Origin of the sequence: Devosia polycyclovorans, assembly GCF_042181575.1 — a bacterium.
In the GTDB taxonomy this organism is placed as follows: domain Bacteria; phylum Pseudomonadota; class Alphaproteobacteria; order Rhizobiales; family Devosiaceae; genus Devosia; species Devosia polycyclovorans.
Genome location: NZ_CP170082.1, coordinates 3,283,393 through 3,308,712, shown reverse-complemented (window position 1 = coordinate 3,308,712; position 25,320 = coordinate 3,283,393). Strand labels below are relative to the sequence as shown.

At 62.5% G+C, this 25,320-nt stretch carries 26 protein-coding genes and 1 riboswitch; of the genes, 10 read left to right on the top strand and 16 right to left on the bottom strand.

Annotated elements, in window-relative coordinates; translation table 11 throughout:
• Window positions 1-3 precede the first annotated feature (3 nt).
• Window positions 4-633, top strand: a complete 630-nt coding sequence (locus tag ACE4RL_RS16495) for a GNAT family N-acetyltransferase (RefSeq protein ID WP_375598191.1) — start codon at window positions 4-6, stop codon at window positions 631-633.
• Window positions 634-814: 181 nt separating this feature from the next.
• Window positions 815-3,694 (top strand): EAL domain-containing protein, encoded by a 2,880-nt coding sequence (locus ACE4RL_RS16490; RefSeq protein WP_375598190.1) that lies wholly within the window; start codon window positions 815-817, stop codon window positions 3,692-3,694.
• 26 nt (window positions 3,695-3,720) lie between these two features.
• On the opposite strand, the gene ACE4RL_RS16485 is transcribed toward ACE4RL_RS16490, so the two are convergent.
• Window positions 3,721-4,296, bottom strand: a complete 576-nt coding sequence (locus ACE4RL_RS16485) for a YqgE/AlgH family protein (RefSeq protein ID WP_375598189.1) — start codon at window positions 4,294-4,296, stop codon at window positions 3,721-3,723.
• A gap of 118 nt (window positions 4,297-4,414) precedes the next feature.
• Here ACE4RL_RS16485 and ACE4RL_RS16480 point away from each other — a divergent pair, with 118 nt between their 5' ends.
• The 4 genes from ACE4RL_RS16480 to ACE4RL_RS16465 all read left to right on the top strand — a co-directional run bounded on the left by ACE4RL_RS16480 (window position 4,415) and on the right by ACE4RL_RS16465 (window position 7,422).
• Window positions 4,415-5,251: a protein-disulfide reductase DsbD domain-containing protein gene (locus tag ACE4RL_RS16480; RefSeq protein WP_375598188.1), complete on the top strand. Its 837-nt coding sequence runs from the start codon at window positions 4,415-4,417 to the stop codon at window positions 5,249-5,251.
• Window positions 5,252-5,348: 97 nt separating this feature from the next.
• Window positions 5,349-5,840, top strand: coding sequence for a peroxiredoxin (locus tag ACE4RL_RS16475; RefSeq protein WP_375598187.1), 492 nt, complete (start codon window positions 5,349-5,351; stop codon window positions 5,838-5,840).
• 22 nt (window positions 5,841-5,862) lie between these two features.
• A complete protein-coding gene (locus tag ACE4RL_RS16470; protein WP_375598186.1) occupies window positions 5,863-6,447 on the top strand; it encodes a hypothetical protein in 585 nt (194 codons plus the stop codon).
• Window positions 6,448-6,651: 204 nt separating this feature from the next.
• Window positions 6,652-7,422 carry a class I SAM-dependent methyltransferase gene (locus ACE4RL_RS16465; protein WP_375598185.1) on the top strand — a complete coding sequence of 257 codons (771 nt, stop codon included), beginning with the start codon at window positions 6,652-6,654 and terminating at the stop codon, window positions 7,420-7,422.
• A gap of 43 nt (window positions 7,423-7,465) precedes the next feature.
• On the opposite strand, the gene gcvPB is transcribed toward ACE4RL_RS16465, so the two are convergent.
• From gcvPB to ACE4RL_RS16405, 12 genes are all read right to left on the bottom strand, one after another.
• Window positions 7,466-9,010: an aminomethyl-transferring glycine dehydrogenase subunit GcvPB gene (gene gcvPB, locus ACE4RL_RS16460; RefSeq protein WP_375598184.1), complete on the bottom strand. Its 1,545-nt coding sequence runs from the start codon at window positions 9,008-9,010 to the stop codon at window positions 7,466-7,468.
• Window positions 9,007-10,350, bottom strand: coding sequence for an aminomethyl-transferring glycine dehydrogenase subunit GcvPA (gene gcvPA, locus ACE4RL_RS16455; protein ID WP_375598183.1), 1,344 nt, complete (start codon window positions 10,348-10,350; stop codon window positions 9,007-9,009). Before gcvPA ends, gcvPB begins: the two co-directional genes overlap by 4 nt.
• Window positions 10,351-10,365: 15 nt before the next feature.
• Window positions 10,366-10,731, bottom strand: a complete 366-nt coding sequence (gcvH, locus tag ACE4RL_RS16450; RefSeq protein ID WP_375598182.1) for a glycine cleavage system protein GcvH — start codon at window positions 10,729-10,731, stop codon at window positions 10,366-10,368.
• A 9-nt stretch (window positions 10,732-10,740) separates the two neighbouring features.
• A complete protein-coding gene (gene gcvT, locus ACE4RL_RS16445) occupies window positions 10,741-11,901 on the bottom strand; it encodes a glycine cleavage system aminomethyltransferase GcvT (RefSeq protein WP_375598181.1) in 1,161 nt (386 codons plus the stop codon).
• Between the two features lie 146 nt (window positions 11,902-12,047).
• Window positions 12,048-12,136: riboswitch (glycine riboswitch) on the bottom strand.
• Between the two features lie 268 nt (window positions 12,137-12,404).
• Entirely contained in the window at window positions 12,405-12,893 is a 489-nt protein-coding gene (locus ACE4RL_RS16440; protein WP_157291317.1) for an ATP F0F1 synthase subunit B, read from the bottom strand.
• Between the two features lie 5 nt (window positions 12,894-12,898).
• Entirely contained in the window at window positions 12,899-13,549 is a 651-nt protein-coding gene (locus ACE4RL_RS16435) for an ATP F0F1 synthase subunit B (protein ID WP_375598180.1), read from the bottom strand.
• Between the two features lie 106 nt (window positions 13,550-13,655).
• Window positions 13,656-13,883, bottom strand: coding sequence for a F0F1 ATP synthase subunit C (locus ACE4RL_RS16430; RefSeq protein ID WP_116589250.1), 228 nt, complete (start codon window positions 13,881-13,883; stop codon window positions 13,656-13,658).
• Between the two features lie 59 nt (window positions 13,884-13,942).
• Entirely contained in the window at window positions 13,943-14,722 is a 780-nt protein-coding gene (locus ACE4RL_RS16425) for a F0F1 ATP synthase subunit A (protein ID WP_157291321.1), read from the bottom strand.
• A gap of 18 nt (window positions 14,723-14,740) precedes the next feature.
• Window positions 14,741-15,136 carry an AtpZ/AtpI family protein gene (locus ACE4RL_RS16420; RefSeq protein ID WP_375598179.1) on the bottom strand — a complete coding sequence of 132 codons (396 nt, stop codon included), beginning with the start codon at window positions 15,134-15,136 and terminating at the stop codon, window positions 14,741-14,743.
• A 225-nt stretch (window positions 15,137-15,361) separates the two neighbouring features.
• Entirely contained in the window at window positions 15,362-18,817 is a 3,456-nt protein-coding gene (locus ACE4RL_RS16415; protein WP_375598178.1) for a chromosome segregation SMC family protein, read from the bottom strand.
• A 24-nt stretch (window positions 18,818-18,841) separates the two neighbouring features.
• Window positions 18,842-19,594 carry a thioredoxin domain-containing protein gene (locus ACE4RL_RS16410; protein ID WP_375598177.1) on the bottom strand — a complete coding sequence of 251 codons (753 nt, stop codon included), beginning with the start codon at window positions 19,592-19,594 and terminating at the stop codon, window positions 18,842-18,844.
• 92 nt (window positions 19,595-19,686) lie between these two features.
• Complete coding sequence (locus ACE4RL_RS16405; RefSeq protein WP_375598176.1) at window positions 19,687-20,202, bottom strand: DUF721 domain-containing protein; 516 nt, start codon at window positions 20,200-20,202, stop codon at window positions 19,687-19,689.
• 105 nt (window positions 20,203-20,307) lie between these two features.
• Here ACE4RL_RS16405 and ACE4RL_RS16400 point away from each other — a divergent pair, with 105 nt between their 5' ends.
• The 3 genes from ACE4RL_RS16400 to ACE4RL_RS16390 are packed head-to-tail and all read left to right on the top strand — an operon-like array spanning window position 20,308 to window position 22,313.
• Complete coding sequence (locus ACE4RL_RS16400) at window positions 20,308-21,102, top strand: alpha/beta fold hydrolase (protein WP_375598175.1); 795 nt, start codon at window positions 20,308-20,310, stop codon at window positions 21,100-21,102.
• 25 nt (window positions 21,103-21,127) lie between these two features.
• Window positions 21,128-22,180, top strand: coding sequence for an A/G-specific adenine glycosylase (gene mutY / locus ACE4RL_RS16395; protein WP_375598174.1), 1,053 nt, complete (start codon window positions 21,128-21,130; stop codon window positions 22,178-22,180).
• On the top strand, window positions 22,173-22,313 hold the full coding sequence (locus ACE4RL_RS16390) for a hypothetical protein (RefSeq protein ID WP_375598173.1): 141 nt from the start codon (window positions 22,173-22,175) through the stop codon (window positions 22,311-22,313). The genes mutY and ACE4RL_RS16390 overlap by 8 nt, the downstream gene beginning before the upstream one ends.
• A gap of 27 nt (window positions 22,314-22,340) precedes the next feature.
• Here the strand turns inward: ACE4RL_RS16390 and ACE4RL_RS16385 are convergent, their stop codons facing one another.
• The 3 genes from ACE4RL_RS16385 to ACE4RL_RS16375 all read right to left on the bottom strand — a co-directional run bounded on the left by ACE4RL_RS16385 (window position 22,341) and on the right by ACE4RL_RS16375 (window position 24,620).
• A complete protein-coding gene (locus tag ACE4RL_RS16385) occupies window positions 22,341-23,477 on the bottom strand; it encodes a site-specific DNA-methyltransferase (RefSeq protein ID WP_375598172.1) in 1,137 nt (378 codons plus the stop codon).
• An 82-nt stretch (window positions 23,478-23,559) separates the two neighbouring features.
• On the bottom strand, window positions 23,560-24,252 hold the full coding sequence (locus ACE4RL_RS16380; protein ID WP_375598171.1) for a ribonuclease HII: 693 nt from the start codon (window positions 24,250-24,252) through the stop codon (window positions 23,560-23,562).
• 2 nt (window positions 24,253-24,254) lie between these two features.
• Window positions 24,255-24,620 carry a DUF4180 domain-containing protein gene (locus ACE4RL_RS16375; protein ID WP_375598170.1) on the bottom strand — a complete coding sequence of 122 codons (366 nt, stop codon included), beginning with the start codon at window positions 24,618-24,620 and terminating at the stop codon, window positions 24,255-24,257.
• 111 nt (window positions 24,621-24,731) lie between these two features.
• On the opposite strand from ACE4RL_RS16375, the gene ACE4RL_RS16370 reads away from it, so the two are divergent.
• On the top strand, window positions 24,732-25,313 hold the full coding sequence (locus ACE4RL_RS16370; RefSeq protein ID WP_375598169.1) for a hypothetical protein: 582 nt from the start codon (window positions 24,732-24,734) through the stop codon (window positions 25,311-25,313).
• Window positions 25,314-25,320 lie beyond the last annotated feature (7 nt).

Sequence of the window (25,320 nt, the reverse complement as noted above, 5' to 3'; positions counted from 1 at the left end):
CTCATGTTCTGGCCCTGGTCTTCGCCGGCGCCTCTGGTCACCCTGCGCGGGCCGCGCGTCATGTTGCGTCTGCCGCAAATGCGCGACTACGAATCCTGGCACAGGCTGCGCCGCGAAAGTCAGGACTTCCTGCGGCCCTATGAGCCGCGCTGGACCGAACTCGATCTGGCGCGCCGTGTCTATGCCGCGCGCGTGCGCCGCACCCGGCAGGAGGTGGAGGAGGGGACCGACTATACCTTCTTCATTTTTCTCGGTGAGGGCCGCGACGAACTACTGGTCGGCGGCATTACCCTCTCCAATATCCGGCGTCGCGCCGCCCAGTTTGTCAGCCTGGGCTACTGGATGGGCCAGCCCTATGCGGGCAAGGGCCTGATGACCGAGGCAGTAGGGGTCGTCGTTCCGTTCATCTTCGAGGGTTTGGACCTGCATCGCATTCACGCGGCCTTCCTCCCCGGCAATACCGCCTCGCGCCGTGTGCTCGAAAAGAACGGCTTTGTGGAAGAGGGCTATGCCGAACGCTATCTGCAGATCAACGGCCGTTGGGAGGACCATGTGCTGATGGGCCTGACCCGGGAACGCTGGGATCTGGCACGGCTGGGCCAGCGCCATATCGATCAGTCGCGCTTCGCCTGACCGACAATTGCCTGTGTGTTGCCTCCCGGCAACAGGCAAGGACGCTTGTCGCAAGCGTCAATCTCCCGTACCAAGTGAACGTTCCGCTGGAGGATCAAGAAAGACAAGGGCCTGTCCGGTCGCAACGCTGTCACCGGACTGCCGCCATAAAGAAGCCTAGCGCCGGATTTAACTGCCTTTGATGCGTCATTTTCTTGCATTCGCGTTCTGTCTAGCGTTCGCGCTGTTCGCCCTTGCGCCCGCAAAAGGGTTCGAGGTCATTTCTGTTCCCGAGGACGTCAACGCGGTCGATCTCTCCGAAGCCCTGGAGATTGTGCCGGGCCAGGGCGGTCGCGTGCAGCTGTCTACGGCCCCAGACGCAGACGGCATCATTCGTCGCATCGAGGTGCTCGCCAGCGACACAGGGACCAACCCCTATTTCGCACTGATCGCCCTGCGTAACGACAGCGACCAACAAATCCAGCGCCTCCTTGTCGCGCCGTTCTTCCGCCTGCCCGGCTCCGGCCTGTTCCAGCCCGATCTGGGCGAAAATCGCGTCGCCGCAATAACACCCAGTGCCGGCATCCGGCCCGAACGCCTGCCCGATCCGGAAGCCGATGTGTTCGAGGTCACCCTCGATCCGGGCGCGACCATGACGGTCATTGTCGAGCTGGCTTCGAACGATCTGCCCGAATTCTATCTCTGGGAGCCCAACGCCTATCGCGACTATGTCAATGCCTTCACCCTGTTTCGTGGTGTCGTGCTGGGCGTCGCGGCACTGGCATCGGTGTTTCTGACCATCATGTTCGTGGTCAAGGGGCGCGGCGTGTTCCCCGCCACGGCGGCCTTTGCCTGGGCCGTACTGGCCTATCTGTTGATTGATTTCGGCTTGCTCGGCCGCATTCTGGGTCTTTCGGCCAGCGGCATGCAGCCCTGGCGCGCTGCGGCCGAGGCCGGCATAGCCACGACGCTGGCTGGCTTTCTGTTCATCTATCTCAATCTGCACCGTTGGCACCTGCGCTTCATCCACCTGGCGCTTGGGCTGGCCACTCTGTTTCTAGCGCTATTTCTCTTCGCCTTCTTCCAGCCGGCTATCGCCGCCACGATTGCGCGCCTCGTGCTGGCCCTGCTGGGCATATCGGGCTTCTTCCTGATCCTGCTGCTGGCCCTGCGCGGTTATGACCGTGCGGTGCTGCTGGTGCCGACCTGGATTATCTACATGGCCTGGCTGTTTTATGCTTGGCTGGTGATTTCGGGCCAGGTCAGCAATGATGTTGCTCAGCCCGCAGTGGGCGGCGGCCTGGTGCTGATCGTCATGCTGCTCGGTTTCACCGCAGTGCAGCATGCCTTCTCGGAAGGCCAGGTGAGCATCGGCACATTGAGCGAGGTCGAGCGCCGGGCCCTGGCGTTAACCGGCTCGGGTGACTTCGTCTTTGACTGGAATATCGAGCGTGACCGTGTGACGGTCAGCGACGAGCTCTCGACACGGCTGGGCGAAAAGCGCGGGGCGCTGCGCGGCGCCATCAAGCGCTGGCTCGACCGGGTCCATCCTGATGACCGCGACCGCTTCAGGACGGCCTTCGACACGCTGGTCGAATTGCGGCGCGGCAAGGTGTCGGCCGATATGCGCGTCGCCGGGCATGACGGCAATTATCGCACCTTCCGCATGCGGGTGAAGCCGGTTCTGGGTGGCGATGGCCAAGTCAATCGTATTGTCGGGACGTTGCAAGACGTTACCGAGGACCGCGCCGCGCGCGAGCGCCTGCTGCATGATGCTGTGCATGACAGCCTGACCGGCCTCCCCAATCGCCAGCTGTTCCTCGACCGGCTGGAGCGGGCATTGGTGCGGGCGCGGACACCGGGCGGTACCAAGCCGGCGGTGTTCCTGATCGACATCGATCGCTTCATGGAACTGGAGGAACGCATCGGCCATTCCGCAGCCGATTCCGTGCTTTTGGCCATTTCGCGCCGTATCTCGCGCATCATGCGGCCGCTCGACACGGTGGCGCGCATTGGTGGCGATCAGTTTGCGGTCATTCTTTCCTCAGAGCAGGCGGCCGCCAAGATTGCGGAAACTGCCGAGCAGATTCGCAAAGCTCTCAAGGCGCCGTTCAATTTCGGTGACCGCGACCTGGTGCTGACCGCGTCGATCGGCGTCACCATCTATGACAGCAATCCCTCGTCAGCAGCCGACGTGCTGCGCGATGCGGAGCTGGCCATGTATTACGCCAAGCGGCTGGGCGGAGACCGCATCGAGGCCTATCGCGCCTCGGCCCGTTCCATCGCGTCCTACAGCAAGGCCAGCGAAGAGGATCTGGAGCGCGGCCTCAAACAGGGCGAACTGCATGTGCAGTTCCAGCCGGTCACGGACATTCAGACTGGCCAGATTGCCGGGGCCGAAGCCCTGATGCGCTGGAACCACCCCACGCGCGGTCTGGTGACACCGGACGAATTCGTTCCGCTGGCCGAACGTTCCGGCCAGATCGAAAAGCTCGGGCGGCTGGCTTTTGAGCAATCCGCAGCGCAGGCCAAGGATTGGCTGACCACCATGGGACTGCCGGAAGGCTTCTTCATCTCGGTCAATCTCTCACCCACCCAACTGGCGACCGAGACGCTGTTGACCGATATGCGCAATCTGGTGGCGCAGGATCGGGACCTGGCGGGCCATCTCAAGCTTGAGATCACCGAGAGCCAGGTGATGACCAACCCCGAACACTCCGCCTATATGCTGGAGGCCCTGCGCAATATGGGGCTGGGGCTGGCGCTCGATGATTTTGGCACCGGTCACTCATCGCTGAGCTATCTGCACCGCTTTCCCTTCGACACCATCAAGATCCCCGCGCCCTTTGTGCGCATGGGCACCGACACTGGCATCGCCCATACCCAGGGGCCGATCATCCGCGCGATCGTGGCGCTCGCCAATGATCTCGACCTGATGGTGATTGCCGAAGGTGTTGAGAGCCTCGACGAAATCGAGCGCCTGCGCCAGCTCAATTGCCGCTACGCGCAGGGCTTCGCCTTCGGCACGGCAATCGTCGGTGCCGAACTGGGCAAGAAATTGGCTGCACAAATGGGCAAATAAGGGTTCCGCGCGGCGGAGCCTGTGGCTCAACCGTGCCCGGCTTCCGTGCTGAGGCTGGCCCGGGTGATATTGAGAATGGCGAGCGCCTTGTCGTAGCGATGTTCTACTGGCACGTCGAACAGCAGTTCGCGCTGGAACGGAATGGTCAGCCAGCCATTGGCCCCGATTTCGTCTTCCAGCTGGCCCGGCGACCAGCCGCAGCAGCCCAGAGCGAACAAAGCGGCGCGCGGCGCGGGGCCGAAGGCCATGGCCTTGAGGATGTCCAGCGTGGCGGTGAGGCCGATATCCTCTGTGACCTTATAGGTATTGCCGCTCTGGTAATCGCCTGAATGCAACACGAAGCCGCGGCCTTTCTCGACAGGACCGCCGCGCATCACCGCCCGGTCGCGAATACTGTCAGGCAGGCGGATGACTGCATCCGGATCGCCAAGGTCGAGTTCGTCCAGGATGTCTGCGAACCGCAGATTGGCCAGTTCATGATTGACCACCAGGCCCATGGCACCTTCTTCGCCGTGACCCACAATAAGGATCACGCTTTCGGCGAAGCGTTCATCTGCCATGTCGGGCATGGCGACCAGGAATTGCCCTTCAAGTGAGTTCATAGGCCCGATTGTAGGCCTAGCCTCCCTGCCTGCCAAGCGTACGGCACGTCGCATCCATCACGAAGGCCTGATGCTGCGCTATCTGGCTGTTCACCTTTACCTGCGCTAATGCCATGCCATGAGAATTCTTTTTGTCCCTCTTGTGTTTGTCTGCCTGGCCTGCCCGCCCGCTTTTGCGGGTGAAACACCATGGCAGGAGGTGGCGCCCGGCGTCGCTGTTCGGCTGATCAGCGCCGGCGCGCCCGATGCGGCGGGCAAGGCCCTGCTGGCCCTCGAAATCGACATGCCCGAGGACACCAAGACCTATTGGCGGGTGCCCGGCGAAACCGGATTGCCGTTGGAACTCGACTTCTCCGGATCCAGAGGGGTGTCGCTGGCGAACCAGCATTGGCCCCATCCTGAGCGGGAGACGGTGGCGGGCTATCTCGACTATGTCTACTACGGCCACACCGTCCTGCCGCTCGAAGTTTCGATCGACGGGGAGGATGCCCTGGTGGATATTGAGGCGACGCTTGGCATCTGCTCGGACATCTGTGTGCCCGCCCAGGCTCGCCTGGCCTTCCCGGTCCTTGATGGCGCCGCGGACCCAGCCAATGTCATGCGGATCAACCAGGCCATGGCCGAAGTCCCGATCGCTTGGAGCCACGCGAACGAGCCCATCGGCAAGGCGCGCCTGCTGCCCGATGCCAGCGGCATTTCGGTGGAAATTGACCCTGCGATCGTCGATCCGGCAAGCCTTATCGCTGCCACTGATCTGACCGGTCCTCTGTTCGGTGCGCCGCAAAAAAGCCCGCAAGACAATCTAGTGCTGCTTCCCATCCTGGGCAAAACCGACAATAGTGCCCTGGAAGACTTGGAGGTCGAACTGTCCTTCATGTCGCCGAGGGGCGCCTATCAGGTGAGCCGGACAATCGAAGCCGGCGCCGATGCGAATGTGGAAGAACCGGGCGACTAGGCCGATGGCCTTGTGTTGACCCGAAATGCCGCATATCGCATGTGCGTGAGTATTGGAGTAGGGCGGCCCGGCCGCCAGTAATGGGGCAAATCCAGCAATGATTGAACGCGGCAACCCGGTCCCTGCAGTCGGGGTCAAGCTAGTGACTGCGGCCGGTGTGGAAGACACCACCAGCGACAAGGCGCTGGGGCAGGGGACACTCGTCATGTTTGCCGTGCCCGGCGCCTTTACGCCAACCTGCCACGCCAACCATCTGCCCGGCTTTGTCAGCAATGCCGCCAAGCTGCGCGCAGCTGGGATCGACCGCATCATCTGCGCCGCCACCAATGATCACCATGTGATGAAGGCCTGGGCGGAGGCAACCGGCGCGCTTGAGGAGATTGATTTCCTTGCCGACGGCAATGGCGCACTGGCCGCTGCGCTCGGCCTGGTCAAAGACATGAGCGGGGGTGGTATGGGAACGCGTTTTGCCCGCTCTGCCCTGATCGTCCGCGACGGAATTGTGGACGCCGTATTTATCGAAGATGCGCCCGGCGTGACGACCAGCGGCGCACCCGCTATTCTCATGGCTCTCGAAGCCGTCGCCTAGCCGCCAGGAGCCAAGCAAGACAATGACCCTGACCCTGACGTCCCTCCTGCGTTTATCTGCCCTAGGCGGCCTGGCCGTGCTGCTGACCGGTTGCTCCATGGGCTCCATGTTCGGCGGCGGCACTGCGGCCAACGCGAATCTGCAGAACGCTACCGCGACGCCGCAGGCCGTTGCCCAGGCGCAGACAAATGCCCTTCCGGTCATCGCCACCGAATGTCCGCCCATCAAGGTGCGGCTGGGCGGCGAGGCGATGTACTATTATGGCGGCGGTCGCGTAGGCGATCCAAAATCGCTGCAATATCAGGGCGTTATCGACGAGACATCGCGTAATTGCGTGGTGTCCAATGGCCAGATCATGGTCAATATGGGCGTCACCGGCCGCGTTCTGTTGGGGCCCGCCGGCTCCCAGTCGACCGTCAATGCGCCGATCCGCTTTGCGGTGGAGCGTGATGGCCAGGCCATATTCTCAGAGAAATATACGCTTGCCGTACCGCTGACGCCGCCGAACCAGACTGCCGAATTCGTCAAGGTGGTCGAGAACGTGACCATCCCCTATCTGGGCGGCGAGAGCATCACCATCTGGGTCGGTTTTGACACCAGAGGATAACCAGACACTATGACACGCACCGCCACCTTCTATATCCGCATCCGCACCGCCTGACGGCGGTGCCGGTCCATGATGTGATTGTTCCGGTGGTTCGCCGCCGGAACGTCAGTACCTGCGGTGTTTCAGCCGTTCAGCTTTTGGTCTGAACGCCGAAACGGCACCGTCTCGTCACTCGAACAGCTTTCGAGTTCCAACGAGACTTTCATGACAAAGAAGAGAAACTTTAATCGCACCCGCTCGCAGAGCTGGGACGCTGTCGCACACTGGTATTCGGGTTGGTCAGGTCGGGATGGTAGTCACTACCATCGCACCCTGGCGGTGCCCCTGCTGCTTGAATTGCTTGAACTCAAGGCGGGTGAGCGCTTTGCTGATCTCGGTTGCGGCCACGGCATTCTGGCGCCACCGGTGGCGGAGTTGGGCACCCGCTATGTCGGGGTCGACCTGGCGCCCAGGTTGATTGCCGAAGCGCGGCGCCATCATGTCCGTCATGGGCGTTTTCTTGTGGGCGACGTGACCTGCCTGCCAGAGCACAGACTGCTGACTACTGGCGCGTTTGACACGGCGGCTTTTCTCCTTTCCATCCAGGACATCAATCCGTTGGAAGAAGCGCTGGAAGAAGCAGCGCGACTGCTCCGTCCCGGCGGGCGCCTGGCCATGGTCATGCTCCATCCTTGCTTTCGCATACCCCGCCAGAGTGGCTGGGGTTGGGACGAAGGCCGCGGGCTGAGGTTCCGGCGGCTGGACAGCTATCTGTCCCGCCTGGCCGTTCCGATGCAGGCGCATGGGCAGGGGACGACACAGAGCTATCACCGGCCTTTGGGCGACTATGTAACCGCCCTCAATGCCGCGGGCCTGGCCGTGACAGGCATCAAGGAAGTGGCGGATCTCACCGGCGAACAGAACGGCCGGGCCGACAAGCGCGCCGCACGTGAGTTTCCGCTGTTTCTGGGCCTCAAGGCGGTGAAGCTGGGCTAGGAAAGGAAAGGCCCGGAGTGTTCTCCGGGCCTTTCTTGCTTAATTATTCCGCCGCCTGGGACAGGTCCGCAGGACGTTCCCATTTGAGAATGGGCTGGCGGGCAGCGCGAGTTTCATCCAGCCGCCGGCGTGGTGCCTTCATCGGCGCGGCGGTAAAGCGGGCCGAATTTCCGGACTTCGCGTCCGTTGCCAGTTCGGCCATCACGTCGCAGAAGCGGTCGAGCGTCTGCTTGCTTTCGCTTTCGGTGGGTTCGATCAGCATGGCGCCATGCACGACCAGCGGGAAATACATGGTCATGGGGTGGAAGCCTTCATCGATCAGCGCCTTGGCGAAGTCGAGTGTGGAGATGTCCGTGCCCTTGAGGAAGCTGTCGTCGAACAGTGCCTCATGCATGGTCGGATATTCGGGGAACGGCACCGAGAACAGATGCTCAAGCTTCGCCTTGACATAGTTGGCGTTGAGCACGGCATCTTGTGCCGCCTGGGCCAACCCGTCAGCACCGTGGCTGAGCATATAGGTCAGCGCCCGGACATACATGCCCATTTGGCCGTGAAATGCGGTGATGCGGCCTAGGGCCTCGCCCTCGATATGCTCGACCAGTTCCAGACCCGCTTCGCCCTTGCGGACGAACGGGACCGGAGCGAATGGCGCAAGCGCCTCAGAGAGCACGACGGGGCCTGCACCCGGTCCGCCGCCGCCATGTGGCGTCGAGAACGTCTTGTGCAGGTTGATATGCATGGCGTCGATGCCAAGATCGCCCGGACGAACCACGCCCATGATGGCGTTGAAATTGGCGCCATCGCAGTAGAAGAACGCGCCCGCCTCATGCACGGCCTGGGCAATCTCGATGACCTGGGGCTCAAAGAGGCCGCAGGTATTGGGATTGGTCAGCATGATCGCCGAGACGTCGGGCGAGAGGGCATCCTTGACCGCCCGAACGTCAACGGTGCCGTCATCGCGGGCCGGAATGGGCTTGACGCTATAGCCGAGGAAGGCAGCGGTGGCTGGGTTGGTGCCATGGGCGCTTTCCGGCACCAGCACGACCTTGCGGTGCGCCTCGCCCTTGGCTTCCTGCGCGGCCTTGATGGCCATCATGCCCAGCAGCTCGCCATGTGCGCCCGCCTTGGGCGAAAGGGCGACAGCAGCAGTATTGGTTAGCGTCATCAGCCAATGCGAAAGCTGGTTCATCAGCTCCAGCGCGCCCTGCACCGTCGAGACCGGCTGCAGCGGGTGAATATCGGCAAAACCGGGCAGGCGGGCCATCTTCTCGTTGAGGCGCGGATTGTGCTTCATCGTGCACGAGCCCAAAGGGTACATGCCGCTGTCGATCGAGTGATTGAGGCGCGAAAGACGCACGTAGTGGCGCATCGCTTCCGGCTCGGTGAGACCGGCCAGATCCAGCTTGCTCTTGCGGGCAAATCCGCCGAGGCGGTCAACGGCGAGGTCGACATCGGGAAGATCGACACCGGAATGCTCGGTGTCGCCGATCTCGAAGAGCAAAGGTTCGTCTGGCAGCAGCGCCGAGCCAGAGGCCGAGGTGCCCAGCGTGCCTATGCCGGTGGGGCGGCCTTGGGTGTTCATGGTCATGCCAGTTCCTCCGTCAGGGCCGCGCAAAGGGCAGCGATATCGGCCTCGGTGGTCAGTTCAGTTGCCGCCAGGATGACGAGGTTACCGACCTCGGGATCACCCGGCAGCAGGCGGCTGGCAGGGACGCCGGCGAGAATGCCACGCTGGGCCAACCGCTCGACGAGGGCGGCCGCAGGCTGAGTGACGCGAATGGTCATTTCGTTGAAGAAGGTTTTGTTGAGGACCGTGACGCCGGGCACACCATCAAGCGCATCGGCCAGTTTGATGGCTTTGAAGTGGTTAAGCCGCGCCAGCCGGACAAAGCCCGCTTCGCCCAGAAGTCCCATATGGATCGAGAAAGCGAGGGCACACAGACCGGAATTGGTGCAGATGTTCGACGTCGCCTTTTCGCGGCGAATATGCTGCTCGCGGGTGGACAAGGTCAGCACGAAGCCGCGATTGCCTTCGGCATCCACGGTTTCGCCGCAAAGGCGCCCGGGCATCTGACGGATGAATTCCTTCTTCGTCGCCATGAGCCCCAGATAGGGCCCGCCGAAGTTGAGGGCATTGCCGATGGACTGGCCCTCGGCGACCACGATATCGGCGCCGAGGGCGCCGGGCGCTTCGAGCAGGCCCAGCGAGACTACCTCGGTGACGACCACGATCAGCAGGGCGCCCTGGTCGTGCGCTGCCTTGGCTGCAGCTTCGACATTGCGCAAATGGCCGTAAAAGTCAGGGGTCTGAATGACGATGGCGGCGGTGTCGCTGTCGATATGGTCGAGAATGTCGCCCTGGCCCTCAGGGGAGGGGGACAGGCATTCCAGGCACGGATCGTCCTTGAGATAGGCTTTGACCACATCGCGGTAATGGGGGTGGAGGCCACCCGAGAGCACGATCTTATTGCGGCGGGTGAGGCGCCGCGCCATCAGCACTGCCTCGGCCGTGCCCGTCGAGCCGTCATATAGCGAGGCATTGGCCACATCCATGCCGGTGATCTTGGCCACCTGCGTCTGGAATTCGAACAGCATTTGCAGCGTGCCCTGCGAGATTTCCGGCTGGTAGGGCGTATAAGCTGTCAGCCATTCGGACCGCTGGATCAGGTGATCGACAGTCGCGGGGACATGGTGGCGATAGGCGCCGGCGCCGACAAAGAACGGGCCGTCGCTGCCGGCCTGGTTCTTGCCCGCCAAAGCGCGCATATGCGCCTCGACCATGAATTCGGGGCTATGGTCCGGCAGATCGAGTTCAAAGCTTTTCAGTGCCGACTTGGGGACAGCCGAGAACAGCGCGTCGATATCGCTGACCCCGATCACGCCCAGCATGTCGGCGCGTTCATGGTCGGAATGGGGAAGGTAGCGCATGAAGGTCCGGTCTGGTTAGAGGGTCAGTTCGGCATAGCCATCGGCATCAAGCAGGCTTTCGATTTCGCCGGCATCGCTGATGGCGAGCTTGAACATCCATCCGCCCGCTTCCGGATCGGCGTTGACCAGGCCGGGCTCGCCGTTGAGCGCCTCATTCACCTCGGTCACGGTGCCCGAAACCGGGGCATAGATCTCGGAAGCGGCCTTGACCGATTCCACAACGGCGGCCTCGTCGCCCTTCTTGAGCACCTTGCCCAGGCTTGGCAGTTCTACGAAGACGATGTCGCCCAGCTGTTCCTGGGCATAGTTGGTGATGCCGACAGTGCCGGTGGCGCCTTCAACGCGGATATATTCGTGATCGGGGGTGAATTTGGTGGTCATGGCGGGGCCTCAGACTGACTTGCGGAAATAGCGGTGGGGAACGAAAGGTGTGGGCACAACTTCGGCGGCCTGCGCGCGGCCGCGCACCAAAACCTGCAGTTTTGTGCCGATGCCGGTATGGTCGGGCGGGACAAAGCCCAAGGCAATGGCCTTGCCCAGTGACGGCGCAAAGCCGCCGCTGGTGACGACGCCGATGGCGGAACCGGACATGTCGAGGATTTCGGCGCCTTCGCGGGCCGGTGCGCCTTCGATGATAAGACCGACCCGCTTGCGGGAAAGCTGGCCATCGCGCTCGGCCAGGATGCGTTTTGCCCCCGGGAAGTCGGCGGCCTCGCGGCGGCGCTTGGAGACGGCAAAACCCAGATCGGCTTCGATGGGCGAAGTGGTTTCATCCAGGTCGTGACCATAGAGCGGCAGCCCGGCTTCGAGACGCAGGCTGTCGCGCGCGCCCAGGCCAATGGGCTTGACGCGCGGGTCGGACAGGAGGGCGTCCCAGAGCCGGGGCGCGTTCTGTGGCGAACAGAGAATTTCGAATCCGTCTTCGCCTGTATAGCCGGAACGGGATATTATGAGCTGTTCATCATCCCATTGGAACGGCGCATAGGTCATGAAGCCCAGCTCGACCACGCCTTGAACCAGCGCGGACAGAACGCCAACCGCCTCGGGACCCTGAAGGGCGAGCAAGACATTGTCATCGACACGCTGCAGCTTTGCCCTGTCGCCGGCCGCAGCGGCAATGCGGGCAAAGTCGCCCTCCTTGGTCGCAGCGTTGACCACGATATAGAGCGCGCCGGGATGGTGGGGCGAGCGGGCGACCATAAGGTCATCCAGTGCGCCACCACCATCATTGAGCAGCAGTGTGTACCGAATCTGTCCCGGCTTGAGATTGGCAATATCGCCACAGATCAGCGGCTCGATCAGGGCCGCCACAGCCGAGTGGTCGGCCTGAGCATCGCCGCTCGACTGGCTGAGGGTAAGGAAGGCCGGACCCATATGGCTGACATCGAAGAGGCCGGCCTGGTCACGCGTCCACTTGTGCTCGGCCATGATGCCGGTCGGATATTGGACGGGCAGGGAATACCCGCCGAATGACACCATCCTTCCGCCAGCCGCAATGTGCTGGTCATTGAGCGGAACGGTCAGCAGGGTCTCGGAATTGGCTTCGGCCATGGACACTCTCGGGTTCAAAGGCGACACGACAAGGCTCCGCCACCGGCGGAAAATGCGTGCCCCCTCTGTCCTTGCCCTGAGAGATTTCCCGGCTGAGCGCCGGTTGCTCCTTCGGAGAGGCCTTTCAGCCTGCTTTCCAGAGTTGTGACCTAACTGCGGTCCTTTGGCCTGAGAGTTTCCGGGGCGGTTGCTCCTTCGGCGCTGGCGCGTGACCAGTCTCTCCCGCAGTTGTCGGCACCATGGTGGAGATTCACCGGGCCGTCAATTGGGGTTTGGTTTTGTCCCCGCTGCGCAAGCGCACTGGATGGAACACCCTTCCCTTGACAGGGAGGGATGGGGAGGGGGGTTCGCGTCTTCAGAATCCGGCCCGTGGGCACCCCCTCCCAACCTTCCCCGTCAAGGGGAGGTGCCGCTCTTGAGATTGTTGAGGTCTCGCGAGCACGCTCCGAAAACAAAAAAGGCGGGCATCGCTGCCCGCCTTTGTCTTTCGAATTCGAACCGGATCAGTTCAGCCGGCTGGCCACATCGGCGATGGCCGCGTCGACAACCTTGCCGCCATTCTTGTTCATCTCGTCGGAGAGAACGCTGCGGGCGGCCTCGATTGCGATGTCTGCGGAGCGGGCCCGCACTTCGGCAATCGCCTGTGCTTCGGCCTGGGCAATCTTGTCTTCCACCGCAGCCGTGCGGCGAGCGACGAGATCAGCCAGCGACGCCTGGGCTTCCACGGTCAGGCGCTCAGCCTCTTCCTTGGCAGCGGCAACAATGCCTTCGGCTTCCTTTTCGGCAGCGACGCGCTTCTGCTCATATTCAACGAGCAGGGCGGCGGCTTCCTCGCGCAGGCGCTTGGCCTCTGCGATATCGGTCTCGATCTGCTTGATCTTGCCATCGAGCATCTTGGCGATGATCCCCGGCACGCCGAAGAACACCATGAGGCCCAGGAAAATTACTAGGCCGACCATGGCAAAGAAGCTGTTATCCAACCAATCTGGCATCAGACTTACCCCTTAACCTTGGCCACGGCAGCGCGAACGCTGTCGGCTGGAACATCGCCGACGATCTGGCCAACCACGGCCTGAGCCGTTTCAGCAGCAATCTCGTCGACATGGGTGAGCGCCTCGGCCTTGGTCTTGGCGATGCTGGCTTCGGCGGCACTGACCTTGGCGGAAAGATCAGCCTCGGCGGCAGCACGCTTGGTGCTCAAATCAGCCTGAATGGCTTCGCGCGTTTCGTTGGCAATGCCCTGAGCTTTAGCCTTGGCTTCCGCCAGGGCCTTCTCATAGGCCGCGATGGCAGCATCGGTCTTCTGGCGATCCGCATCGGCAGCCGCCAGATCGGTGTCGATCAGCGTCTTGCGGTTGTCCAGAATGCCGCCAATGCGGGGCAGGGCCAGCTTGCTCATCAACAGATAGAGCGCGCCAAAGGTAATGGCGAGCCAGAGAAGCTGGCTGGGGAAAGTGGCCGGGTCGAAAGGCGGGAACACGTCCGAATGGCCGGCATCGCCGTATGCTTCGGTCGTGGCGTGCGTGTCTGCGGTCGGATCGGCGTGAACGCCGTCCTCGACATGCACGGCATCAGCGGCGCCCGCGGCTTCTGCGCCGTGGTCGTCTGCCGGGGTTTCCGCTTCTTGAGCGTAGGCTTGCGTTACCATCTGGTAGAGGTCCCGTTAAATCCGGTCATCCAGTCACGATTGACTGGAGAAGGGAACGCAGCCGAACTTTGTGTCCGGCTGCGGCAATCTTGGTGCAGTCGCGCTATTAGGCGACGAACAGCAGGATCAGGGCAACCAGGAACGAGAAGATGCCCAGAGCTTCGGTCACGGCGAAGCCGAAGATCAGGTTACCGAACTGGCTCGGAGCAGCCGACGGGTTGCGCAGGGCACCCGAGAGGAAGTTGCCGAAGATGTTGGCCACGCCCAGGGCGGCACCAGCCATACCGAAGGTGGCAATACCAGCACCGATGTACTTTGCGGCTTCAGCTTCCATTTTTATGTCCTTTCAAGCGACTTTTGGGTTCCGGTGGGTCATCCACCGGGAATGGGTGGTTAGTGGGACGGGTGGATCGCGTCGTTGAGATACATGCAGGTCAGGACCGCAAAGACATAGGCCTGGACTGCACCGACGAGAAACTCGAGGCCCGTAAGGGCAATTGCCATCAGCATGGGCAGGATAGCGGCGGCCCAGCCGAAAGCGCCAAGGCCCGCAATCATCATGACCGCAAAGCCGGTGAAGACCTTGAGGGTGATGTGGCCGGCAAGGATGTTGCCGAACAGACGAACCGAGAGGCTGATGGGACGCGAGAGGAAGGAAATGACCTCGATCGGCGTCACAATGGGGAGAATATAGCCCGGCACACCGGCAGGCACGAAGAGCTTGAGGAATTTGGGGCCGTTCTTGACGAAGCCGTAGATGATGACGGTGAGGAACACCAGCATCGACAGGGCAAAGGTGACGATGATGTGGCTGGTGACGGTGAAGAAATACGGTACCATGCCGAACATGTTGGCGGCAAAGATGAACGTGAACAGGCTGAACACCAGCGGGAAGAACTTCATGCCGGCGGTGCCCGCAGAACTTCGGACCATCCCCGCCACGAACTCGTATAACAGTTCGGACGTAAGCTGCGCGCGGGTCGGGACCAGCTTCTTGCCCGAGGTGGTGAGCAGCAGGAACAGGGTGATCGTGGCCACGGTCAGCACCATGAACAGTGCCGAATTGGTGAACGCAAATGTCGTTCCCGACCCTTCGGTGCCGTCACCACCAAGGGTGAACAGCTCGAAGATGTCATAGATGACAAACTGGTGGATCGGGTCAGTACCGGCCATGGAGCCCTCTAAGCGTCATCAATTCTCATTCCGCTCTTCGTCTTCCGCCTCGGGGCCAAGATCGGCACCCTTGGGGGCAGGCGATGCGGCATTCATTTCCGCCACCACACGGATGACGTTCAGGATTCCAGCGGCAAAGCCCATCATCAGAAGGATGAGCAAGCCCCAGGGGCTGGTTCCCAGGCCAAGGTCGATGAGGTAGCCGAGACCGGCGCCCACCAGGACCGCGGCGATGAACTCGGTGCCGATGCGCATGCCGCGCGCCATACCGCTCATCTCCGGGGAAGCATCTCGGGCGGATCTGTTGTCCTCCCGGTCGCGCTCCCGCTTGGCAGAGGCGATACGCGATGCAAGATCGTGCGTCACCCCCCGGGCGCTTTCTGATCGGCCCTGGTCGTCTGGCGAACTGGTCATCCGCTGCTCCCTTTGGCCGGCCATTTTCCGGAACTTCCGGACGCCCTTTTAAGTCGCGCGCAACATAGTGGTGGCCCCAATTGGTGTCAAGGCGCGCGGGGCTTGTGTAAGTGTCTGTTTTAGCTGGATGATTTGCTGCATCGCGGGGGTGCGGCATGCTGTCCACGCGCCGATCGTGGCGGAGTCAGGGCAGGGTGGGGGGATTCTTTCGCCTTGGGGCAGTGACTAGCCCGCTTCCCGGAAGCTTTCCGCCGTCGTCAGATCGACCGATACCAGTTGGCTGACGCCGCGCTCGGCCATGGTGACGCCGAACAGGCGATCCACCCGGCTCATGGTGATCGGGTTGTGAGTGATGACCATGAAGCGCGTATTGGTGCGCTGACGCATGCTGTCGAGCAGGTTGCAGAATCGCTCCACATTGGCGTCGTCTAGCGGTGCGTCCACCTCGTCGAGCACGCAGATCGGCGCGGGGTTGGTGAGGAACACCGCAAAAATCAGCGACATGGCAGTGAGCGCCTGCTCGCCGCCCGACAATAGCGTCATGGTCTGCGGCTTTTTGCCGGGCGGCCGGGCGATGATTTCGAGCCCGGCCTCAAGCGGATCATCGCTCTCCACAAAGGTCAGTTCCGCCGTGCCGCCGCCGAACAGGGTCGTGAACAGTTCCTGGAAATGAGCATTGACCTTGCCGAAGGCTTCGTTGAGACGGGCGCGGCCTTCGCGATTGAGGGACGCGATAGCGCTGCGCAGTTTGGCGATGGCCTCAATGATGTCGTCGCGGTCGCGCACCATGGTGTCCAGCTTTTCCTGGACTTCTTCGGCTTCCTTCTCGGCAGAGAGATTGACCCCGCCAAGCCGCTCGCGTTCGGACTTCAGCCGCTCCAGCTTCTGCTCGGTGGCCTGCTCATTGGGCAATGGCTGTTCTGGGCGAATGCCCGAGGCCTCGAGTGTCTTTGATGCGGGAATGCCCAGCGATTCCTCGACTTGCCGCTCGATCTGCTGGCGCTGGGCGATGGCGCCCTTCAGGCGTTCCTCGATACGGGTCAACTCGATGCGGACGGCATTGAGGGCATCGCCGGCAGCCTTGAGTGCCTTTTCGGCATCACGCCAGGCGGTCTGGGCCGTGCTGAGGCGGTCACCAGCCAGCTTGTGATCGGCCTGGGCAGTTTCGATCTGGCCGTCCAATTGTGCCTTGCGGCTCTCAAAGCCTTCCGGCGCTTCAGCCAGACTGTCGAGCTGACCTTTAACCTCGGCCGTGCGCGCGTCTAGCGTTGCCAATTGCGCCTGCGCGCCGTCGCGGCGGCGTTGCCAGGCGGCGCTGTCGCGACCGAGCTGATCGAGGCGCGAGGCCCGCATGCGTGCCGCCGATTCGACCGTGCTCAGCTTGAGACGCGCCTGATCGGCCTTGTCGCGAAGGGCAGTAAGACGCTGTTGGCCCTGCTCAGCCGCAGCGGCCAGTTCGGCCTCGTCACCTGTTTCAGCCAAGCCGGCCTCGGCTTCTGCCAAGGCCGCCTCGGCTTCGGCAACATTGGTGGCCAAACGTGCCTGGGCGTCTTCCAAGGTCGAGCGACGCGTTTGCAGATCGCCCAAGGCGCGCTGCGCCCTGTCGAGCTCGGCCTGCGCTGCGCCAATGGCATGCTGGGCCTTGCGCCAGTCTTCGCGCCGGTCTTTTTCGGCCTGCCGTGCCGTGTCGAGCGCGGCGACCAGCGCATCGACATCGCGGCGCCAGCTATTGCGCTCGCCCTTGGCACGCAGGATTTCCTCGTCCAATTCATTGAGGCGATTGCGCTGGGCGAGGCGGAGGGCAGCGGCGCTCGGCGCGTCGGCGGCCGCCACAAAACCATCCCAGCGCCAGAGCGCGCCGTCCAGCGTTACAAGACGCTGGCCGGGCTTGAGAGCCTTCATCAATGCGGGGCCGTCAATGGCATCGACCAGCCCGATCTGGTCCAGCCGCCGCTTGAGCAGCTCCGAGCCAGTAACGTGGCGCGACAGGGGCTCGGCGCCCTGAGGCAGGGCAGGGTCGTCATAGCCATCAATGGCAATGGACCAGTGCATCGGCGCCCCGGCGTCCGAAGATGCGTCCAGATCATCGCCCAGAGCTGCGCCCAGGGCGGTCTCATAGCCGGGTTCAACCGACAGTTCGTCGACCACGGCGGGCCAGAGGCTCGCGCCTGTATTGAGCATCTTGCCCAGGGTCGAGGCCTCGGCGTCGAGCCGGGTGACAAGTGCATCGAGTTCGGCCAGGCGTGGCCGGGCGGCGTCGAGCTTTGCCTGGGCCCGCCCCGCTTCTTCTTCGGCGGCGAGGGCGGCGTCTTCGGCGATGGCGGTCTGGCCTTGAGCGGCTTCGAGCGCATTACGGCGGACAGTGATCGTTTCGTCCGCTTCCAGAGCTGCTGTGACTGCTTCGCGCTCAGCTTCGACCTCGGTCAATTGCTGGATCAGCCGGGCGCGCCGATTGCGGGCGTCGACCAGGTTGCGTTCCGCCTGAAGGCGCCGCGCCCGCATCTGGGCGAGGGCGTTGGCGGCTTCCCGGGTCGCTTCATCGGCTTCGGCAACGGCAGATTTTGCCGTTTCCGCTTCGATCCGGGCGGCGTCGAATTCGGCTTGCGCGGTCGCCTGCTCTTCGGTCAGTTGCGCCTGCTCTGCAACATAGGCCGCCAGAGTTGCTTCGGCCTCGCCGACCAGCTCGCGCTCACGGGTGCCGTCTGCCGCGATCTGGCGCAAGCGGTCCTCGAGCTCTGCCCGGCGTTGCCCCATGCGCCGCGCTTCCTCGGCCAACTGCTCGCGCAGAATAGTATAGCGCTGCAGCACCGCGCCGGTGACGGCTTCCCGCTCGCGCAGGGGCGTCAGACCGGCTTCGGCGGTTTCGACGGCCTTTTGCGCATTAAGTTCAGCATGGGTGGCATCGGCCAGTTGGCGGATCAGAACCGCCTGGGCGGCCTCGTTTTCTTTTTCCGCGGCGCGGGTGGCGACCCAGCGGATGTGAAACAGGGTCGCCTCGGCGCGGCGGATATCGCCCGAAAGGCCCCGATAGCGATTGGCGAGGCGCGCCTGCCGCTTGAGGGTTTCAAGCTGGCTCTCGACTTGAGCGATGACGTCGTCGACGCGCTCAAGATTGCCTTCGGCTGCGCGCAGCCTGAGCTCGGCCTCGTGGCGGCGCGAATGCAGGCCCGAAATGCCCGCGGCTTCTTCGAGGAGGGCCCGCCGGGCGGTGGGTTTTGCCGCGATCAGTTCGCCAATCTGGCCCTGCCGCACCATGGCGGGCGAGTGGGCGCCGGTGGAGGCGTCGGCAAAGAGCAATTGCACGTCGCGGGCGCGCACTTCCTTGCCATTGACGCGATAGACCGAGCCTGACTCGCGCTCGATGCGACGGGTGACTTCAAGCACGTCGGCAGTGTTGAGGGCTGCCGGAGCCGTGCGGTCCGAATTGTCGAGGACCAGTATCACTTCAGCGGTGTTGCGCGCGGGCCGGTTGCCGGAACCCGAAAAAATGACGTCGTCCATGCCCGAGGCGCGCATGGCCTTATACGAGCTCTCGCCCATAACCCATCGCATGGCTTCCACGAGATTGGACTTGCCGCAGCCATTGGGCCCGACAATACCGGTCAGCCCCGGCTCCATGACGAGCACGGTTTCATCGCAGAAACTCTTGAAGCCGTGCAGCTTGAGGCGGGAGAACTTCATGCGTTCGCCCGCCTGAAAGCAAAGTTAGTTTGCAGGCGCCATTGCGTCCGCGGCAGGGGCCATGGCGTCAGATGCGGGCGCCATTGCATCGGCAGCGGGTTGCTCGGCTGCGGCCGGAGCAACGAAATCGGCAGGCACGAGCGGGTCGATCTCGGCAGCGAGCTGCTCGAGCGTCTTGCCCCCCGAAAGCGTCTTGCCATTGACATAGAAGGTTGGTGTCCCCGTCAGCCCGAACTCATCCAGAGCCTGCTCGCGCTGAGCTTCGATCCCGGCGAACACCTCCTGATTCGTCAAGGCAGCCGAGAAGCTTTCCTCTGTAAAACCGAGCTGCTGGGCCACTGTGTAGATGGCATCGCGCGGCTTGTCGGACATGCCCCATTCGTTCTGCGTCCGGAAATAGGTGGCAATGACATTGTGATAATTCTCTTCGCCGGCCGCTTCGGCGAGGAGGAAGATGGCAGCGTCCAGCGCGTTGCGAGCAAAGGGGCGAACAATGAACTTGACCTTGCCGGTATCGATATACTGCTCTTTGAACGGCTCGTAGACCGTGTTGTGGAAGGAAGCACAGTGCGGGCAGGTCGGTGACGCATACTCGATAACGGTGACCGGCGCATCGGAACTGCCTTCGACCTTGTCCGTGAGACCGCCGGCGGGCGCCATCAGCGCCGCCTGGTCGACCACGTCGCCTTCAGCAGCCCGCGAGGCCGAAATGCCCGCTAGGCTGGCCGCCGAAGCGGCAGCGGCGAGGATGATTGTGTCGCGGCGGTTGAATTTCACGTCTCAGGCTCCTGAAAATGATTGCTGCGCGACACTACACATGGGGATGGTGTCGGCAAGTGGGCAGGCTCATCACTTGGGGGTGAATTGGGTTACTGTTTTGTCATTTTCGATCTGCGCGAGAGCGCCAGACCAAGGGCCCTCAACGCTTCCCGCAGATCGTCGTCCTCGACCATTTCGGTCGCCTTGCCGACCTTTGCGATTTCGCTCTGGCTCGGTTGATACGGCTTTTGCACCCTCTGGCCTGAACCGGGGGTGAATGGCTCGGCAGACAATCTGACATCATTGACCAGCACATAACCGAAATAGCGGTTGACCGCCGCGGCTATGGCGGGCGCTTCATGCTGGGCGAACAATGCCTGCCCCGGCGCGCAGCGCAAATAGAGCGTGGCGCCATCTGCGCCATGATTGCCGCGCGGCCAGCTCAACTTGTCGGGCAAAGTGGTCTGGTCGAAAGGCGGTGGCGCGATATGCCGCCATTGGACGATGATGTCGCGACCGGCAAAGCCGCGTTTTTTCAGCACCGGGTCGAGCGCACCCGACAGCGCATCGGCAACTGAAAGCGTCTTGTTGCGGCGTTTGGGTTCGGGCAGTTCGTCTTTTGCCATGTACCAGATATCTCTCGTGAAGCCTGGTGCGCAAGCCCACCCCACCAATGTCGAAATATTAGCTGCTGTTTCGTCGAGACATCAGGAACAAGGGAGACGATTGATATGCCCACACTTATCTCGAGAGACGGAACCACTATCGGCTACGAGGCCAAAGGAAACGGTCCGGTGATCATCATGGTGGACGGCGCCACGCAGTATCGCGCTATCGATCCCACGACGCCCAAGCTGATCCACCAGCTCTCGGACCGGTTCACACTCGTCAATTTCGACAGGCGGGGCCGCGGGGAATCCACCGATACGGCACCTTATGCCGTTGCGCGGGACATCGAGGACATCGAGGCACTTGTCGACGTGTTCGGTGGGCAGGCGGGGCTCTATGGCATGTCGTCGGGCGCGGTACTGGCGCTCGAGGCCGGCGTTGCCCTGCCCGGCAAGGTGAAATCGGTGATGCTTTACGAGCCGCCAATTGATGTTGATCAATCCTCTGCAGACTCATGGAAGCAGCACAGCGATATGGCGGCACTGGCAGAACGGGGCGAGGCCGAGGCAATGATGAGCCTGTTCATGAGCGCGTTCATGTCACCCGAGGAACTGGCCGGGTTCAAGCAATCGCCGGCCTGGCCGGGATTTGCGGCGGTGGGAGGGACCATCGAGCACGACTATCGGATCTTGGCGGAGGCAACCGATGGCGATCACCACCCGGCACGCTGGCAGCAGATTGGCGTGCCCGTGCTGGTGGTAAACGGCGACAGCAGTTTCCCGTTCATCGACGCCGGGGCAGCGTGGGTTGCTGCCGGGGTGCCGGGCGCGCGGCGGCATATCCTGACCGGGCAGGGGCATGATGTCAGTGTCGATGCCATTGCACCTGTGATGGCAGAATTTTTTGGCGCGCACTGATCGCAGCGAGCAGGTATGAGGGGCTATGCCCCTCGCCAATCCACATCCCATCGATTCCGCGGCGGTCCTAGCCTGGTATGACCGCCATGCTCGCGATCTGCCCTGGCGCGTGTCACCGGCGGATCGGCGCCAGGGCATACGGCCCGACCCCTATCGGGTGTGGCTGAGCGAAGTGATGTTGCAGCAGACCACGGTGGCTGCGGTGAAGGCCTATTTTGTGCGCTTCACCACGCTCTGGCCAGGCGTGCAGGATCTGGCGGCGGCCCCGCTCGATGCCGTGCTGCGCGAATGGGCCGGGCTCGGCTATTATGCCCGCGCGCGAAACCTGCATGCCTGCGCCCAGGCGGTGATGTGCGATCATGGTGGTGTTTTCCCCGACACGGCTGCAAGCCTGCAGTCCCTGCCCGGCATTGGCGCCTATACCAGTGCTGCCATTGCCGCGATCTGCTTTGATGAACGTGTTGCCGTGCTCGATGGCAATCTCGACCGGGTGCTGGCGCGCTATTATGCGCTCGACGTGCCTGTGCGCGAGGCCAAGGACGCTTTGCTCGGCGCCCTGCAACTGGCCGTGCCCGAGCAGGCCGGGGACTTTGCCCAGGCCATGATGGATCTGGGCGCCACCATCTGCGCGCCGCGCGCCGCCATGTGCCTGGTCTGCCCCCTGCACGATGGCTGCGAGGCCCGGCAGCAAGGTGAGCCGTCGCGCTATCCGATCAAGCCGGTCAAGGCGCGGAGACCTGTCCGCAAAGGGCATGCCTTTGTCATGCGCGACACGGCCGGGGACGTCTACCTGCAATCTCGCCCGGCCAAGGGCTTGCTTGCTGGCATGACGGAAGTGCCGACATCGGATTGGGGCGGCGCATTGGGGGAGCCGGATTTCCCCGTAGAGGCCGATTGGCGCCGGCATGGACAGGTGATCCATGTCTTTACCCATTTCCGGCTGGAACTGGAGGTGTGGTCGGCAGTCGTGGCGCCCGAAGGTCTCGATGCGGGCTGGTGGACGCCGCCGGAGGCGCTCAAGGGCGAGGCGCTGCCGACACTGTTCCGGAAGGTGTTAGCTGAAGTCGGACTTGGCTGACAAGCCAGCCCATCATCACGATATCCTCGTGGACGCCATCGCGCAGCAGGACCCGGCGGCGACGACCCTCATGGGCGAAGCCGGCAATGGCAAACAAAAAGGCCGCCGGGGCAAACCAGCGGCCAGTTTTTAGAGCCTGAAGGATGATTGGAGGTCAGGATCAGGCAGAAAGCAAATCAAGTTTTTGACGAATGTCGGCGCGTAGTGTGTCGATCGGCTCCATTCGTCCTGCTTGTTCGTGATGCCAGAAGGTCCACCCGTTGCATGACTCAGACCCTTGAACCAGCGCACCGACCTTGTGGATCGACCCCTGGTGCGGACCTGAGACGAGCGAGCCGTCTGCACGAACCATGGCCCAGTAACGTCGCTTGGCGTCGAAAAGTTGCGTACCCACCTCGAGCACACCCTGTTCGACCAGCGAGCCAAAGGGAATGCGGGTTTCCTTGCGCTTGGGCGTCACCGATTGCAGCGCCTCGAATACGCCTGGGCGAATGGTGGCTATGCGCTGCCGGGCGCCTGCGATGTAGCTTTCCTCGCGCTCTATGCCAATAAAATGGCGGCCCAGCTTGCGGGCGACCGCGCCGGTGGTGCCGGTGCCGAAAAATGGGTCGAGGACGATATCGCCCGGCTTGGTGGTGGCATTGAGAATGCGGAACAGCAGCGCTTCGGGCTTTTGCGTCGGGTGCAGCTTGCCGTCGTCCTCGTCCTTGAGGCGCTCCGAGCCGGTGCAGATGGGGAACAGCCAATCGGACCGCATCTGCGTGTCGTCATTGGCCAGCTTCATGGCTTCATAATTGAATGTGACGCGGCTCTTCTGGCTTTTGGCGGCCCAAATCAGCGTCTCATGCGCATTGGTAAAGCGCGTGCCGCGGAAATTGGGCATGGGATTGGCCTTGCGCCATATGACGTCATTCAGCATCCAGAAGCCCAGATCCTGCAACACGGTGCCGACCCGGAATATATTGTGATAGGAGCCGATGACCCACATGGCGCCGTCGGGCTTGAGCAGGCGTTTGGCCGCGCTCATCCAGGCGCGGGTGAATTCATCGTAGTGGGCAAAGCTGTCGAACTTGTCCCAGTCGTCATCCACCGCATCGACCTTGGACTGGTCGGGGCGGGTGAGACCCTGCTCGAGCTGCAGGTTATATGGAGGATCTGCGAAAATCAGATCGACGGAGCCGGCCGGCAAACTATTCATGTGGTCGATGCAATCGCCCACAAGGATAGTGTCGATCGGCAGGCGCGTGGCCTGCCTTTCCGCATCGGCCTTATTGGCCGTACGCGCGGTACGCAACATGCACTTAACCCTAACGCAGTACTAACAAGACCGTTATAGGGGCGTGAGGTTAATGGAGCGTTCGCAAGGGGTTAGTGAGGGGTTAATCGGCCAGCTCTACAGAGGTCCGGCGCAGCAGCAAGGTAGCCACAGGCGCAAAATCGCTGCGGTGATGGCGGCAGGGACCGTGCAAGTTCAGGGCATCCAGATGCGCACCGGTGCCATAGCCCTTGTGTCCGGCAAAGCCGAAATGGGGCGCGTCACAATCCATGATGGCGCACATGCGGTCACGGGTGACCTTGGCGATGATCGAAGCGGCTGCGATCGACACGCTACGACCGTCTCCACCGATCAGAGCAATGCCGGGACAGTTCAGTTCGGGGGGCACATCGCGCCCATCCACCAGCGCCCGGTCTATGGGCGAGGGCAGGGCCGCGACCGCGCGCGCCATGGCGGCCAGGGTTGCGCCCCTTATGTTGCGCAAGAGGATGTCGCTCGGTGGTGCTGACACAATGGCCACTTCGGCGCTGGCCATGATCTGATCGAACAGGGCATCACGCCGCTCGGCATTCAGCTTCTTGGAGTCATTGAGCCCGCTCGGAATATTGCCCGGATCGAGCCGCACGGCGGCGACTACTACCGGGCCAGCAAGCGGGCCGCGCCCGGCTTCGTCCACGCCTGCAACAAAGCGCGCGCCCCGCGCCATCAGCATGGCTTCGTGGCTGAAGTCCGGAAAATCGGCCTCGGGAGTGAACAAGGCGCCAGTTCCAGTGTCGGTCTTGCTGCGTCGCGCCATGGTCAGGAGCCGCCTCTGAGGAACGCGCCGAGCGCGGACGGATCGTTCACAAACAGATGGTGTCCGGTCTGGTTGGTTTCCCGGACGAAGTCGCGCAAAGCCTGGCTGGCGGCCAATTGGTCGGAAATGTCTCCGCAAATCGCCAGCCGCATCCTGTAATTTTGGAGTTTCTGGAAAAAGTGGCCCAGCTGTCTGGTGGAAAGGTCGAAAAAGCCTCGCGCGAAGCGCTCGGATGGCACCGCGATCATCTCGGCCTGGGTGCCGTAGGTCTCCCCGATCAGGTCGAGTGCATCCTGTTCGCTCGAAAGGCTGGGGCCATCCCCCGAAGCGAAATGAACATTGATGCCATTGATGACTTTGATCGTCATGCTGATCCATCCGGCCACTAATTGATCCGCCAGCTCCGCGCCGCACTTTTCCCTGTCACGGACTAGCTGATACAAGAGTCCCCGCCGGGGGCAAAGGCGAGAGAAATATTGATGCGCAAAGCAATCAGCCTTGTGGCAATTTTGCTGTCGACCGGCGCGGCCTGGGCCGAGCCGTTCCATCATCCTTTTGGCGAGTGGCGCGAATATAATCGCGACTGGCTGGCGGCCTGTCCCGATGTCATCGATGAGGACGTAGGCGGTTACTATCATCACTCCTGCTTCGCCAGCACCGGCAGCCAGGAATTAAACGGCGCCGGACTGCCAGCATACAAGCTGACCCTGATCCGCAACCGGCTCAATGGTGCCCTCGATCTGGCTATCACCGTGTCTCCCGAAGAGGGAGAATATGACCACGCGTTGCCAATTTCCCTCACATTCGGTGGCGAGGCGCCAATCACCCTCGAGTTCGGGACGGAAATTGAGACGCGCTACAATACGATCAACCAGTTCTTCGTTTCCGATCCCGACCTTTCGGCCTCGCTCATAGAGACCATGAAGGGCCGGAATGCGGTGACGCTTTCGGTGCCGCTTCTGGGCCGGGCGGAACCGGTTGAAACCCGGCTTTCACTGAGGGGCGTGCTGGCCTCGCTCGATTTCATGGCCACCTATGCGCGCAAGGTTGCGCAGTACTGATCAAGCC